The sequence below is a fragment of the Streptomyces sp. CNQ329 genome, assembly GCF_000482585.1.
The window spans coordinates 208,906-223,369 of record NZ_KI519460.1; the positions used below are offsets into that span (position 1 = coordinate 208,906).

Sequence of the window (14,464 nt, forward strand, 5' to 3'; positions counted from 1 at the left end):
CGGTCCCGCAGTCTTTCTTCCAGGGCCCCCAAGGTCATTGCCGGAGGCTAACAGCGCCTGCTGACACACCGGTTCGGACCCGGCAGGACCGGCGGCCCGGTGTGCTGCGATCACCTGTTATCTGACTATCAGACTGCAGATCATTCCTTCGAGTGCTATGTGCCTCCAGATGCCGGATCGTCCCTCACCCGCTGGCACGATGATCCACATCTTCCTCTCCGTGGCGGAGTGCCCCAAGCCACTGTTCTCCAGCATCGATTGCCGGTACCAGCAGGAGGTACACAGTTGCCCCGTAGCCAGGTCTCGCACGAGCAGGCCGGCGCATCCGCGCCGCTTCGCCACCGGCCGGAGGACGCGCCGGAGATCTTGCCGGTGACCGCCGGGCAGCGGGAGGTGTGGCTCGCCGAGCAGCACTCCCCGGGGCACCGTTCCGCCTTGCGGCTCGGCGAGTACCTGGAGATCCACGGGCCGGTGGAACCCGGCCCGTTCGAGGCGGCCCTGCGCCATGTCGTCGGTGAGGCCGACGCGTTGCGCGTACGGCTGGTGCCGGGAGCGGACGGGCCCGTACAGGTGCTGGAGCCACGGCCGCCGTGGACGCTCGCCTTCGTGGACGTGAGCGGCGCACCCGACCCGGAGGCGGCCGGGCGGGCGTGGGCCGAGGCCGACGTGGCCCGGCCGATGGACCTGGCCGAGGGGCCGCTGTTCAGCTTCGCGCTGCTCAAGCTCGGTCCGGAGAGGTTCTGGTGGTACCACACCTACCACCACGCGGCCGTCGACGCGTTCGGCTACGCGCTCGTGGCCCGTCGGGTCGCCGAGGTGTACACCGCACTCGTCCGGGGCCGGGCCCCGGGTCCCTCGCCCTTCGGCCGGCTGGCGGCGCTCGTCGAGGCCGACCGGGAGTACCAGGACTCGGCGGAACGGGCCGCGGACCGGGCGTACTGGACACGGCAGGTGGCAGGCTGGACCCGCGACACAGCGGCCGACGCGGCCGGCCGGGCCGGCCGGGGCACGGGGAGCGACGACGGGGCCGGGAGCGGGAGACGCGCCGCGGACGGGCGGCTGCCGAAGCAGCGGCCGGCGCCCGCGGAACCCGACTCCGACGGGTCGTCGTCACGGGATCCCGCGGCCGTGCCGCGCACCCCGCTGCTGCCGCTGCCGCGCCCGCAGGCGCTGCGCGCCGCGGCCCGGGCCGCCGGGATCTCCCGCTTCCGTCTGGTGTTCGCCGCCGTCGCACTCCATGAGCACCGCCGCACCGGCGCCCGCGACATCGTCGTCGGCCTGACCGTCACGGGCCGGACGGGGCCGGGCGCGCACGCCACCCCGGGGATGCTCGCCAACAGCGTCCCGGTACGCCTGACCGTACGGCCCGGAACGCCGGTGCGCGACCTGCTCGCCCAGGTCGACGCGCGCATGCGCGAGGCCGTGGAGCACCAGCGCTACCGCGCCGAGGACCTGCACCGCGATCTCGGCCTCTCCCGCGGGCCCGGCACGGCGTACGCGCCGATGGTCAACCTCATCGGCTTCGACTACGACATCTCCTTCGCCGGCCACCGCTGCACCGCGCACAACCTGTCGTTCCCGCTGGCCGCGGAACTCATGATCATGGTGTGGGACCGCCGGGACGGCTCCGGCCCGCACATGCGGCTGCACGCGCCCCCCGGTGCGTACGGCACCGCGGAGCTGGCGGACACCCAGCGGCGGCTGCTCGACGTCGTGGCGCAGCTCGCGGACGCCGACCCCGGCCTCCCCGTCGGCCGGCTCGCCCTCCTGCCCGGCGCCGAGCGGCGGCAGTTGCTGGCGCTCGGTGACGCCGCCGCCACCGCCGCGACCGCCGCGCCGGTGACGGCGCTCTTCGAGGCGCAGGTGCGCCGGACGCCGCGGGCACCCGCCGTGGAATCCGCGGGCATCACCGTGTCGTACGCGGAGCTGAACGCCCGCGCCAACCGCCTCGCGCACGCGCTGGCCGCCCGCGGAATCGGGGCGGAGGACGTCGTCGCCCTCGTCCTGCCGCGCTCGGTGGACCTGCTCGTCGCCGAGCTCGCCGTGCTGAAGACCGGTGCGGCCTACCTGCCGGTCGACCCCGGATACCCGCCCGCGCGGCGGGAGTTCATGCTCTCCGACGCCCGCCCCGCCCTCGTCCTGGACGACCCGCGCGCCCTCGCCGCACTGGCCGCCGGGCAGCCCGCCACCGACCCGGGCACCACCGTCGACCCCCGCCGCCCCGCGTACGTGATCTACACCTCCGGCTCCACCGGGCGTCCCAAGGGCGTCGTGGTGCCGCACACGGGCGTCGCGTCCCTCGTCGCGTTCCACACCGAGCGGCTGCGCATCGCCCCCGGCAGCCGCTTCCCGCAGCTCGCCTCGCCCAGCTTCGACGCCAGTACCTGGGAGATGTGCGTCGCGCTGCTCACCGGCGCCACGCTCGTACTCGCCCCCGCGGACGACCCGCTGGCCGTCCTCACCGATCCCGCCTTCGGCATCACCCACGCCTTCGTGCCGCCCTCCGCGCTCGCCGAGGTCGCCGAGCGGGACAGCCGCGTGACGACCCTCGCCGTCGGCGGCGAACCGATGCCGCCGGGACTGGTCTCCCGGTGGGCCCCCGGTCGGCGGTTGATGAACGTCTACGGGCCGACCGAGACCACCGCGATGGTCACGACGAGCGACCCGCTCACGCCCGACGGCACCGCCCCGCCGATCGGCCGGCCGCACTCCGGCACCCGTCTGTACGTCCTCGACGGCGCGCTCCAGCCCGTGCCGGTGGGCGCCGCCGGCGAGTTGTACATCGCCGGTGTGTCCCTCGCCCGCGGCTATCTGCGCCGGCCCGGGCTGACCGCACAGCGCTTCGTCGCCGATCCGTACGGCCCGCCCGGCACCCGGATGTACCGGACCGGGGACATCGTGCGCTGGCGCGCCGACGGGCAGGTGGACTACGTCGGCCGCGTGGACCGCCAGGTCAAGATCCGCGGCTTCCGCATCGAGCAGGAGGAGGTCGAGGCGGCGCTGCTCGGCTGCCCCGGCGTCGCCCGGGGCGCGGTCGTCGCCCGCCGCGACCCGCCGGACGGCGACCTGCGGCTCGTCGCCTACGTCGTGGCCGCGGAGGACGGGCTCCGCGCGCCCGCGCTGCGCGAGCGCCTGCTCGCCAGGCTGCCCGGCTTCATGGTGCCCTCGGCGTTCGTCATGCTCGCCGATCTGCCGCTGAACGCCAACGGGAAGATCGACCGCGACGCCCTCCCCGCCCCCGGGCAGGACCCGGGCGAGCCCGTGGGCACGCCGCCGCGCACGCCGCGCGAGCGGCTGCTGTGCGAGCTGTTCGCCGACGTCCTCGGCGTGCCCCGGATCGGGGCCGACACCGACTTCTTCGCCGCCGGCGGGCACTCGCTGCTGGCGATCCGCCTGGTCGCCAGGATCCGCACGGCCCTCGGCGCCGACCTCGCGCTCAGCGCGGTGTTCGAAGCGCCGACGGCCGCCCGGCTGGCGGCCCGCCTCGACGGCGCGGGGCCGGCCCGGCCGGCTCTCACCGCGCAGCCGCGGGAGGCGGCGGTGCCGTTGTCGTACGCGCAGCAGCGGCTGTGGTTCCTGCACCGCGCCGAGGGATTCGCCGCCACCTACAACATCCCCCTGGTCCAGCGGTTCACCGGCGAGATCGACCGGGCCGCGCTGGAGCGCGCGCTGGGCGACGTCGTGGCCAGGCACGAGAGCCTGCGCACCGTCTACCCCGACGCGGGCGGGGCCGCCGCGGGCGGCACGGCGCACCGCGAGGCCGACGGCCCGGCCCCGGCCGGAGACGGGCCGCGGCAGCGGATCCTCGGTGCCGCGGCGGCCCGCCCCGCGCTGCCCGTCACCGAGGTGGCCGGTGAGGCGGAGCTGCGACGGCGACTGGGGGAGGCCGTGGGCTACGGCTTCGACCTGGCCGTCGAACCGCCGCTGCGCGCCGAGCTGTTCGTGCGCGGCCCCGCCGATTGCGTCCTGTGCCTCGTCATCCACCACATCGCCGCCGACGGATGGTCCCTGACCCCGCTCACCCGCGACCTGGCGACGGCGTACGCCGCCCGCCTGCGCGGCGGGGAACCGGACTGGCGGCCGCTGCCGGTCCGCTACACCGACTACACCCTCTGGCAGCGCCGGCTCCTCGGCGCCCCCGGTGACCCGGACGGCCTGCTGCACCGTCAGCTCGGCCACTGGACGACGGCACTCGCCGGCCTGCCCGACGAGATCGCGCTGCCCCGCGACCGTCCCCGGCCCGCCGTCGCCTCGTACGCGGGAGGCCGGGTCGCACTGCACATCGACGCCGAACTGCACGGGGCGCTCGCCGGGTTGGGCAGCCGCTCGGGCGCCAGCCTGTTCATGGTGCTGCATGCGGGCCTGGCGGCGCTGCTGACCAAGCTCGGCGCGGGTACGGACCTGCCCGTCGGCACCGTCATCGCCGGCCGCACCGACCAGGCGCTGGACGACCTGGTGGGCTTCTTCGTCAACACGCTGGTGCTGCGCACCGACACCTCGGGCGACCCCGCCTTCGCGGAGCTGGTCGAGCGCGTGCGGGACACCGCGCTGGCCGCGTACGCCCACCAGGACGTGCCGTTCGAGCGCGTCGTCGAGGCACTGGCTCCGCCCCGCTCCCCGGGCCGCCACCCGCTGTTCCAGATCGCGCTGTCCGTCGATGACGGCGAGACCGCGGAGTGCACCCTCCCCGGGCTGCACGCCTCCCGGATCCGGGTGCCCACCCGGACGGCCAAATTCGACCTGGACATCGGCATCGGCGAACAACGCTCCGCCGCGGGCGAACCCCTCGGCCTGACCGGCACCCTCGACTACGCCACCGACCTCTTCGACCACGCCACGGTGCAGGACCTCGCCGACCGCTGGGTGCGCCTGCTGCGGACGGCAGCGGCCGAACCGGCGCTGCCCCTCAGCCGCATCGACGTGCTGTCCGACGCCGAGCGCCGGCTCCTGGCGGACGGCGGCGCCGAGCAGCCCCCGGCACCGGCGCCGCCCGCGCGCACCGTGCCCGAGCTGTTCCGCGCGCAGGTGCGGGCCACTCCCGGCGCGCCGGCCGTCGCCGCGGGGGGTACGGAGCTGACGTACGCCCAACTCGATGCCCGCGCCAACCGGCTCGCGCACGCGCTCGTCGCCCGCGGCGCCGGGCCCGAGGCCGTCGTGGCACTCGCCCTGCCCCGCTCCGCCGACCTCGTGGCGGCCCTGCTGGCGGTGCTCAAGTCCGGCGCCGCCTACCTCCCGCTCGACCCCGGCTATCCGGCCGCACGCCTCGCGGCCATGACCGCCGACGCCCGCCCCGTCCTGCTGCTCACCGACACCGCCACCGACACGGCGGGCACGGCCGCCGGCGTCCTCGCCGCCGGCACCCCGCGTCTGCTCCTCGACGCACCGGAGACCGCGGCGGAGCTGGCGGGCATGCCCGCCACCGAACCCGCACCGGGACCGCTGCCCGACCACCCGGCGTACGTCATCTACACCTCCGGCTCGACCGGTGCGCCCAAGGGCGTCGTCGCACGGCACGCGAGCGTCGCCGCCGTCGCGGAGCGGTACCGGGAAGAGGTGTTCGGCCCGGCGGCCCGGCGCGCCGGCGGCCGGCCGCTGCGGGTCGCGCTGACCGCCTCGGTGTCCTTCGACGCCTCCTGGGGGCAGCTCGCCGCGCTCACCGCCGGCCACGAACTCCACGTCCCGTCCGAGGCCACCTGGACCGACGCTGACCGCTTCGTCGCCTGGCTGGCCGAACGGCGCATCGACGGCGTCGACGTCACGCCCTCGTACATGCAGGTGCTGTGCGAACGCGGACTCTTCGCGCCCGGCGGCCGGCATCCCGGCCTCGCCGTCCTCGGCGGCGAGGCGCTCCCGGAAGGGCTCTGGCGAGAGCTGCGCGCGGTCCCCGGGCTGACCGCCCACAACATGTACGGGCCCACCGAGTGCACCGTCGACTGCGTGCAGGCACGGCTGGAGGACGCCGCCACGCCCGTACTCGGCCGGCCCGTCCCCGGCGTCCGTGCCTACCTGCTGGACACCGCGCTGCGGCCGGTACCGCCCGGCGTGACCGGCGAGTTGTACGTCGCCGGGACCGGCCTGGCGCGCGGCTACCTGCGCCGCCCCGGCGAGACGGCCGGGCGGTTCGTGGCCGACCCCTACGGCCCGCCGGGCGCACGGATGTACCGCACCGGCGACCTCGCCCGCCGGCGCCGCGACGGCCGGCTCGACTACCTCGGCCGCGCCGACGACCAGGTGCAGGTCCGCGGCCACCGCGTCGAGCCGGGCGAGGTCGAAGCCGCCCTCGCCGCCCACCCCGGGGTGGCCCAGGCCGCCGTGACCACTCGCGCCGGCCGGCGCGGCGAGACCCGGCTCGTCGCCTACGCGGTGCCTGCCGCCGGCGACCCCGACCCGGCCGAGCTGCGTGCCTTCCTCCGCAGGCGGCTGCCCGCCCACGCCGTGCCGGCCGCGATCGTGGCACTGCCCGAGCTGCCGCTGACCCCCAACGGCAAGCTCGACCGCCGCGCCCTGCCCGACCCGGACCCCGCGACCGCCGCCACCCGGGGCACCCCCGCCCGCGCCCCGCGCACCCCGCAGGAGAAGGTCCTGTGCGAGCTGTTCGCCGAAGCCCTGGAGCTGCCCGCGGTCGGCGTCGACGACGACTTCTTCGACCTGGGCGGCCACTCGCTGCTCGCCACCCGCCTCGCCGGGCGCGTCGGCGAGCGGCTCGGCGTCCCCTTCGGACTCGCCGCGCTGCTGGAGGCCCCCACCCCCGCCGGACTCGCCCGCCGGCTCGCCGCCGAAGACCCGGAGGCCGCGCCTTCCCGGGTGCCGGACACGGAGGCGAAGCTCAGCCCGGCGCTGCGGTTCACCGCGGCCCCGCCGCCGGCGGGCGGGCCGCGCGAGGTGCTGCTGACGGGCGCCACGGGCTTCGTCGGGGCTTTCCTCCTCGATGAGTTGCTGCGCTCCACCACCGCCCGGGTGCACTGCCTCGTCCGGGCGGGCAGCGCCGCCGAAGCACGCGAGCGGCTGGCCGCGGCGCTGCGCGCGTACGGGCTGGACGCCGCGGCCGGTGACCCGCGGACGGCCGCCGTGCCGGGCGACCTCGGCGCCGTCGACCTCGGCACCGGGCCGGAGGGCTGGGCCGGACTCCGCGACGGCATCGACACCATCGTCCACGCCGGCGCGCGCGTCCACCACGTCTCGCCCTACGCCCGGCTCAAGCCGGCCAACGTCGAGGGCACCCGCACCCTGCTGGGCCTCGCGGCGGAAGGGCGGCCGAAGGCGTTCCACCACCTGTCGACCCTCGGGGTGTTCCGGGCGTCCGGGCCGGGCGCGCCGCCCGTCACGGAGGACTCTCCGACCGGCGGCGAGCAACACCCGTACGGCAGGGGCTACTCCGCGAGCAAATGGGTCGCCGACCGGCTGGTGGAGCAGGCGTTCGCGCGCGGCGCGACCGGCGGCATCCACCGGCTCGGCCGTATCTGGGCGCACTCCGCGACGGGCGCGGTCAACCGCGACGACATGTTCTCCCGCCTCCTGGTGAGCTGCGCCGCACTCGGCTGCCACCCGGTGGAGCCGGCGCTCGACGAGGCGCTGCTGCCCGTCGACGTCCTCGCCCGCGCCCTCGTCGCGCTGGTGCTGCGGGACGACGGCGTCCCGGGGGCGGTCCACCATCTGCACCACCCGCGCCGCACCGCGCCCGGCGTCCTGATGGCCGGCCACGACCGGCTGCACGGGACACGCTCCGAAGCGGTGCCGCTCGCCGCCTGGCTGGAGCGCCTGCGCGCGGCGGACCACGGCCGGGAGCTGCCGATCGCGCCGTACCGCGAACACCTGGAGGCCCTTGCGGGGCCGGCGGGCGCGAGACCCTCCCCGTCGTTCGACAACGGCAGGACGGTCGCGCGACTGCGGCGGTGCGGGGTCGCGATCCCGGACGTCGACGAGGACTCCGTCGACGCGTACTGGACCTTCATGAGCGGCGAGCGCGCGCCCGCCGTACGAGACCGATCGTCCGCGCCGCCGCGGCGGCGCACCGCGGGAGAGAACCGGTGACTGCTCCGATGACCCCGACCCCTGCCGCCGGCCCGTACGCCGACGGCGCGGCCGTGGCGGCACCGCGCGTCCGTATCCGTTCGCGGGCCGGGAGCCCCGACCGCGCCGCACCGAGGCCGCGCTCGGTCCTGCCCGGGCGGCAGCGGTGGGAAGTGGACCTCTTCCGCGGCAGACCCGGCCTCGCCCGGGTGGCGGAGGCGTCCTTGCGGCAGGCCCCGGGCATCGAGGACGTACGCGTCAACCCGGTCACCGGCCGGGTGCTCCTGCGGCACGACCACACCCTCGGCCCGCGCGACGCCGCCCGGCTGCTGCACCTCGCGGTCGACCGCGTGCTCACGGCTCTGCACACGCCCGAGGCGAACGCCCTGGGCGCGGAGCCCGCCGCGCCCCCGGGCGCAGAGCCCGCCGCGCTGCCCGCGCGCCCGCCGGCCGCCCGCGCACCGCGCGGCGCCGAAGGCACCGCGCGCCGGCTGCCCAGGATCCTCGGCCTCGGCTGCGCGGCAGCGGCGGCGGTCGCCGGAGGGCCGCTGCTGCTGCGGTTCCTCAGACGCCCTCTGCTCACCCTCGGTGCCGCCGCCGTCGCGACGGCAGTTGTCGTCCGGCGCGCGTGGCGCAGAACCGACCGGGCGCGCGAAGGGCCGGACGGGGCGGGGCCCCGGCGGCACGCCGTCAGACGCATCGTCGGGCGGCACCGGCGCAAGTTCGGGATCGCGGCAGCGCTCTCCGGGCTCTCCACGCTGGCCGAGATGGCGCTGTTCGCGCTCACCCCCTCCATCGTGCTGCTGGTCGCGCGCGGCGGCAGCGCCACCCTGGCCCGGTACGGCATCGTCGGCCTCTCCGCCCAACTGGGCACCCTCGCCGGCGCCGGCGCCCTCGCCTGCGTCGTCATGGCGGGCTCCGGATACGCGGCCGGCGTCGCCTGGCGCGGGGTGGCCCAGGACGTCGAGGACGACTGGCGCACCCGCACCTACGCCCACGTCCAGAGCGTGGCGCCGGCCGACCTGGAGAACGAGCGCGTCAGCCGCGTCAACGCCGTGCTCTCCGAGGACATCGGCCAGCTCGGCACGTTCGTCGGCAGCAACATGCACGACGTGGTGCAGATGGGCGCGGGGCTGGCGCTGCTCGTACCGATGTTCCTGCTGCTGGCACCGCAGCTCGCCTGGATCGCGTTCGCGCCGGTCCCGCTCGTGGCCTGGCTGTCGTTCCGCTTCCACGAACGCGCGGTCGCCGACACCGCCGCCTGCGGCGAGCGCCGGGCACAGCTCAACAGCCGCGTGACCGAGAACCTGCACGCCCACACCACCATCAAGGCCGCCACGACGGAGGCGCACGAGATCGCCCGTATCGGCGAGCTGAACGACAGGTGCAGCGAGGCCAACCGCTCCGCCGGGCGCAGCGCCGCGCTGCCGCCGCAGATCCTGCGGCTGGCCGGCGGCTCGGCGCTGGTGGCAACGGTGCTGCTGGGCGGGCGCGCCGTGCTGCGCGGCGAACTGGCGACAGCGGCGTTCGGCCCGTTGATCGAACTCCCGGGCATCGCCATGCTGAAGCTGTCCCGCGTCGGCAGCGCCTCCGACCACTACCAGCGCACCCTGACCGCCCTGGAGCGGATCGAGCGGCTGCACGACCTGCCCGTGGAACCGGTCGGACCGGCGGAGGCGGCGGGCCCGGACGGGCCGGTGAGGCAGCTCGGGCCGGGCGGCGCGGCCGCGGCGGCAGGGGAGGCGGGGGCCGGCCGCCAGGGAGCCGCGGGCCGGGGGCTGCCGCTGCGCCGCCTGCGGGGGCGGATCGAGCTGCGGAAGGTCACCTTCGCCTACCCCGGCCGCGCACCTGTCCTGCGCGACACCTCGCTGGTCATCCCGCCCGGCCGGACCACCGCCCTCGTCGGCACCACCGGCGCGGGCAAGACCACGATCGCCAAGCTCCTCATGCGCTTCCGCCACCCCGGCCGGGGGGAGGTGCTGCTCGACGGCACCGACGTGCGCACGCTGGCCCTGCACGACCTGCGGCGGGCGATCGGGTACGTCACGCAGGAGCCGTTCCTCTTCGACGCGACCATCGCGGAGAACATCCGCTACGGCACCTTCCACGCCACCGAGGCCCAACTCGCCGCCGCCGCCCGCACGGCGGGCGCGGACACGTTCATCGACAGCCTCCCCGACGGCTACGACACCCGGGTCGGAGAGCGGGGCGCGGCGCTCTCCGGCGGGCAGCGGCAACGGATCGCGCTGGCCCGTGCCGTCCTGCGCGACCCGCCGGTCGTCATCCTCGACGAGGCCACGTCCGCCGTGGACAACGAGACCGAGGCGACCATCCAGCGGGCCCTGCAGGTCTTCGGTGCCGACCGCACCATGCTCGTCATCGCCCACCGGCTCTCCACCGTGCAGAGCGCGGACCGCATCTACGTCATGGGCTCCGGGGGAGCGGTCGCCGAGCGCGGGACGCACGACGAACTCGTCGCGCGCGGCGGCGTCTACAGCTCGCTGTGGAAACTGCAGGCCGGTGGGCCGGCGCTCAACTAGCAGGTGGTCATTCCTTCGGGTGGTACCGACACGCAGGGACCCAAGAAAAGCCGCTGAACCGAGACAATGAACGTCCGTTGAGAACCAGGAGCGTGGAATGACGCACGCGACCAATCCGTTCGAGGACGACGAAGCCCGCTTCCTGGTGCTCGTCAACGACGAGGGCGAGCATTCGCTCTGGCCGGACTTCGCCGGCGTACCGCAGGGCTGGACCGTCGCTCTTCCCGAGTCCACCCGGCAGGCGTGCCTGGAGTACGTCGAGAGGACGTGGACCGATATGCGGCCGCGCAGCCTGGCCGAGCCCGCGGACGGTGGCCGGTGACGCCCCCGCCGACGGCCTCGGCGCCCACCGGCCTCGCGCCGGCCGGCTCAGCCCCGGACGGCTCCGCGCCGGGACGTTCCGAGCCCGCACCCCTGCCCGCCGGCGGCCCGTTCGAGGCCCCCGCGGAACTCCGCGCCGTGCTGGCCCGCCACCCCGCTCTCGCGGACTTCACCGCCCGCGTCACCGGCTTCCTCGACCGGCACCTGCCCGAGCCCGTCACGGAGGAGGCGACCCGGCCGCCCTGGCTCGAACTGCGCGGACACGCGGCCCGGGCGGGGCTGACGGGCTTCGACGTGGCCGCACCGGGTGCCGGCGGGGGACCGGATGACGGCGTTGCCCCTGAATCCGGCGGGGGCGGTGCCGGTACCGTCCCCGCCGGCCTGGAGCGGGTGGCACAGGGGCTCGCGATGTACCTGGCCGGCCGGCGCGACTGCGACGCGCGGGAGGTCTTCAGCTCCGGCCACGGGGCGCTTGCCCTGCGCTACGGGCCGCCCGCCGTCGCCCACGCGGTACGCGACCGGGTCGTCGAGCGCGGCGAGTTGGCCGGCGTCGCCTCCAGCGAGCCGCACTCGGGCTCGGATCTGCGCGGCCTGCGCACGGTGGCGGTCGACCACGGCGACCACCTGGTCCTGTCGGGCACCAAAGGGCTGGTCAGCCGGGTCGAGGAGGCCGTCGGCTTCGTGGTGTTCTGCAAGGTCGTCGCACCCGATCAGGCCGCGGCCCTGACCGCGCAGCCGGCGGAGTGCGCCGGCGTGGGCCCTGAAGACGTGGCCTGGGCGGGGCTGCGGGAGGTGCCGCTGTCGGCGCTCTGGCTGCCGATGGACGCGCCGGGCGTGCGCACCCGGACCGCCGCCCCGCTGGGCCTGCGCGGCTGGAGTCTGGGTCATCTGTACTTCGACGGCGTCCGGGTCGAACGCGACCGGCTGCTCGGCGCGCCGGGCGACGGCCGCCGCATCTTCGACGCGCACTTCGCCGGCTGGCGGCTGATGATGGCGCTGGTCTGCCTGGGAGCGGCCGGCACCGCGGTTGACGAGGCGATGGTCCGTACCCGCCGGCGCAGCGTCGGCAGGAGGTCGCTGTCGAGCATCCCGTCCGTGGTGTCCCGGCTCGGTACCGCGGCGGCGGAGGTCCAGGCGGCCACCGCGTGGTGTTTCTCGCTGCTGGAGGGCCTCGACCGCGACGCCGAAGGTATCGACGTGGCGGCCTGCGCCGCGGCGAAGGCCCTGGCCACGGACGCCTCGTACCGTGCGGTCGACCTCTCGCTCCAACTGCACGGCAGCGACGGGTACACGTGCCACACCCCGATGGAGAAGCGCCTCCGCGACATCCGCGGGCTCCGTATCGCCGACGGCCCGAACGACGTGCTGTACAGCTTGCTCGCGCACGCGCTGCTCGAAGGTCCCCGGGCCGGCGCGCGGGTGGTGCGGCAGCGGCGGGTGTGACGGGAGGTCAGGGAAGCTTGCCGCGCAGCGCGGAGAGGTAGAAGGGGATTCTCTTCACAGCTTTGCGTGAGACCGGAAAAACTTCGGTTCTATCGCACCTGTGATCGTTGATGGTGAGGAAATACTCGCCGTTCGCGTGCCGCAGTTCCGCGGAATAGAGGAGGTCGTCTTCACTGTTTTCTCGTTCTGTCACACGGGAAACGATAGGTCACGCCCGGAAGCGAAATATCGACTCAATCCCGCGGCACTCGAAAGAGTGAAGATTAGCAGGTCAGGTGGTGGGAAGGTCTCTTCGGCCACTAGGCTCGGAAATGGCAGACGGCAATGCGTAATGACATGTGAAGGGGCGGGTGCTGACGATGATTCCAGTGCTTCCTGTATTTCTGGTCGGGGCGGTATCGGCGCCTCTCCTCAAGAAAGTTGTCAGGCCGGTGGTCCGCGGCACCATCAAGACGTCCGTGAAACTCGCGGTCGATGTGAAACGGGCCGCGCACGAGATCAACGAGGACATCAGTGACATCGCCGCGGAGGCGAGCGCGGAGGCGTTCGCCTCCGACGTCCGCGGCGACGCGGACGTGCCGCGCCAGGCCGTCAAGAAGACCCGCGCGGGCAAGGCGGGCGCGACCGACTGATCCGGCGCCGGCCCGGCGGTATCCGGGCCCGGATGCGACACTGCCGACGAGGTGATCGCACGGTGCCCGTGAGCCCGACCCTCCTGCGGAACGGCGTCGTTGTCGTCGGCGCCGGGATCTTCGGTGCCTCCGTCACCCACCATCTGACGCGCCACGGCCTACGCGTGACGCTGCTCGACCGGGCCGGATCGTACGTGACGAGGGCAAGGCACGGGAGCCCCGCCTCCGGAGCCGCGCCGCTGCCGTCCGCGGGGCACCGCCGTCCCGTAGAAGGGCCGCGTCCGGGGCGCACGGGGCGCCATGCGGTGGACGGCGGGGCCCGGGGGCGCGGGTCCGAGCAGCGAAGGCGTCTTCCCGTGGAACGCCCGCCCTACCCTCACCGGGCTGCTGCGGGCGGCACCGGCAGACACCCCGGCGTCGGCTCACGAGGAGCCGTCGGGCGGCGGCAGGGCCGCGGCCACCTCGGACGCGGCTTCCGCCAGTAGTTCGTCGTCGGCTTCCGCGTCCCGTTCCGTGCGGTGGGACATGATCGCCACCACGAGGGGCGCGCGGTCCGGCGGCCAGAGCACCGCGATGTCGTTGCGTGCGCCGTACGTGCTGCCCGTGCCGGTCTTGTCGCCGACCGTCCAGGCCGACGGCACCCCGGCGCGGATCAGAGTGTCGCCGGTGGTGTGGGTCCGCAGCCACGTGGTGAGCAGGCCGCGCGCCGGCTTGTCCAGCGCGTCGCCGAGGACGAACGTGCGCAGTCCGCGCGCCAGCGCGCGCGGGGTGGTCGTGTCGCGCGTATCACCCGGGGTCCACCGGCTCAGTTCCGGTTCGTTGCGCACCATGCGGGTGACGTCGTCGCCGATGGCCTCCAACTCGGCGTCCATGCCCGCCGGACCGCCGAGTTCGGCGAGGATCAGGTTCGCGGCGGCGTTGTCGCTGGAGCGGACGGCGGCCTCGCACAGGTCGCGCAGCGTCATGCCCGTGGCGACGTGTTCCGCGGTCACGGGGGAGTGGGCGATGAGGTCGTCCGCCGAGTAGGTGAGCACCCGGTCCAGCTCCGCCGCCGGGCGGGTGCGGAGCACCACGCCCGCCGCCAGCGCCTTGAACGTGGACGCGTAGGGGAAGCGTTCGTCCGCGTGGTGGGCGACCTCCCGGCCCGAGCCCGTGTCGACCGCGTAGACCCCGAGGCGCGCGTCGTACTCCCGCTCCAGCTCCGCCAGTTGCCGCACGTACGGCCGCGGAGACGGGGACGGCGACGACGGTGCCGCGGGAGCCGAACGTGGTGCGGAGGCGCCGTCCCCGCAGGACGCCAGCAAGACGAGGACGAGCGCGCAGAGCGCGCCGGCCGCCACACGGCGGACGCGGGTGAGCCGCATGCTCCGGGGACCTCCGGGGGTGAGCAGTGCCGGCATCACCTTCACCCATCGGGCGCTCACGCGTCCACTCGCCCGCGCCCCGCCGGCCCGCCGAAGGAGGCCGGGAACTGTCCGCCTTCGCTTCTACGGTGGCGGGGAGCCGGCAACCGAAAGG

The 14,464-nt window shown here is 75.4% G+C and carries 8 protein-coding genes; 6 read left to right on the top strand and 2 right to left on the bottom strand.

Going from position 1 to position 14,464, the window contains the following annotated elements:
* Positions 1-285 precede the first annotated feature (285 nt).
* The 4 genes from I003_RS34055 (at position 286) to I003_RS0130475 (ending at position 12,314) form a co-directional block, all read left to right on the top strand.
* Positions 286-8,031 carry a non-ribosomal peptide synthetase gene (locus I003_RS34055; RefSeq protein ID WP_486584475.1) on the top strand — a complete coding sequence of 2,582 codons (7,746 nt, stop codon included), beginning with the start codon at positions 286-288 and terminating at the stop codon, positions 8,029-8,031.
* Positions 8,032-8,039: 8 nt separating this feature from the next.
* Positions 8,040-10,550, top strand: coding sequence for an ABC transporter ATP-binding protein (locus I003_RS0130465; RefSeq protein ID WP_027774877.1), 2,511 nt, complete (start codon positions 8,040-8,042; stop codon positions 10,548-10,550).
* A 97-nt stretch (positions 10,551-10,647) separates the two neighbouring features.
* Positions 10,648-10,872: an MbtH family protein gene (locus I003_RS0130470; protein ID WP_027774878.1), complete on the top strand. Its 225-nt coding sequence runs from the start codon at positions 10,648-10,650 to the stop codon at positions 10,870-10,872.
* Positions 10,869-12,314: an acyl-CoA dehydrogenase family protein gene (locus I003_RS0130475; protein ID WP_027774879.1), complete on the top strand. Its 1,446-nt coding sequence runs from the start codon at positions 10,869-10,871 to the stop codon at positions 12,312-12,314. Before I003_RS0130470 ends, I003_RS0130475 begins: the two co-directional genes overlap by 4 nt.
* Positions 12,315-12,321: 7 nt before the next feature.
* On the opposite strand, the gene I003_RS36320 is transcribed toward I003_RS0130475, so the two are convergent.
* Positions 12,322-12,507 carry a hypothetical protein gene (locus I003_RS36320; protein WP_158689059.1) on the bottom strand — a complete coding sequence of 62 codons (186 nt, stop codon included), beginning with the start codon at positions 12,505-12,507 and terminating at the stop codon, positions 12,322-12,324.
* Between the two features lie 238 nt (positions 12,508-12,745).
* On the opposite strand from I003_RS36320, the gene I003_RS0130480 reads away from it, so the two are divergent.
* A complete protein-coding gene (locus I003_RS0130480; RefSeq protein WP_027774880.1) occupies positions 12,746-12,946 on the top strand; it encodes a DUF5132 domain-containing protein in 201 nt (66 codons plus the stop codon).
* A 32-nt stretch (positions 12,947-12,978) separates the two neighbouring features.
* Positions 12,979-13,431 carry an FAD-dependent oxidoreductase gene (locus I003_RS35885; RefSeq protein ID WP_106966366.1) on the top strand — a complete coding sequence of 151 codons (453 nt, stop codon included), beginning with the start codon at positions 12,979-12,981 and terminating at the stop codon, positions 13,429-13,431.
* On the opposite strand, the gene bla is transcribed toward I003_RS35885, so the two are convergent.
* A complete protein-coding gene (gene bla / locus I003_RS0130485; protein ID WP_027774881.1) occupies positions 13,369-14,310 on the bottom strand; it encodes a class A beta-lactamase in 942 nt (313 codons plus the stop codon). The two genes, I003_RS35885 and bla, sit on opposite strands and share 63 nt — an antisense overlap.
* Positions 14,311-14,464 lie beyond the last annotated feature (154 nt).

Excerpts from the sequence above, each read along its gene's own strand:
- I003_RS35885 (WP_106966366.1), top strand. The coding sequence starts at position 12,979 with ATGCGACACTGCCGACGAGGTGATCGCACGGTGCCCGTGAGCCCGACC.
- bla (WP_027774881.1), bottom strand. The coding sequence starts at position 14,310 with ATGCGGCTCACCCGCGTCCGCCGTGTGGCGGCCGGCGCGCTCTGCGCG.
- I003_RS0130470 (WP_027774878.1), top strand. The coding sequence starts at position 10,648 with ATGACGCACGCGACCAATCCGTTCGAGGACGACGAAGCCCGCTTCCTG.
- I003_RS0130465 (WP_027774877.1), top strand. The coding sequence starts at position 8,040 with ATGACCCCGACCCCTGCCGCCGGCCCGTACGCCGACGGCGCGGCCGTG.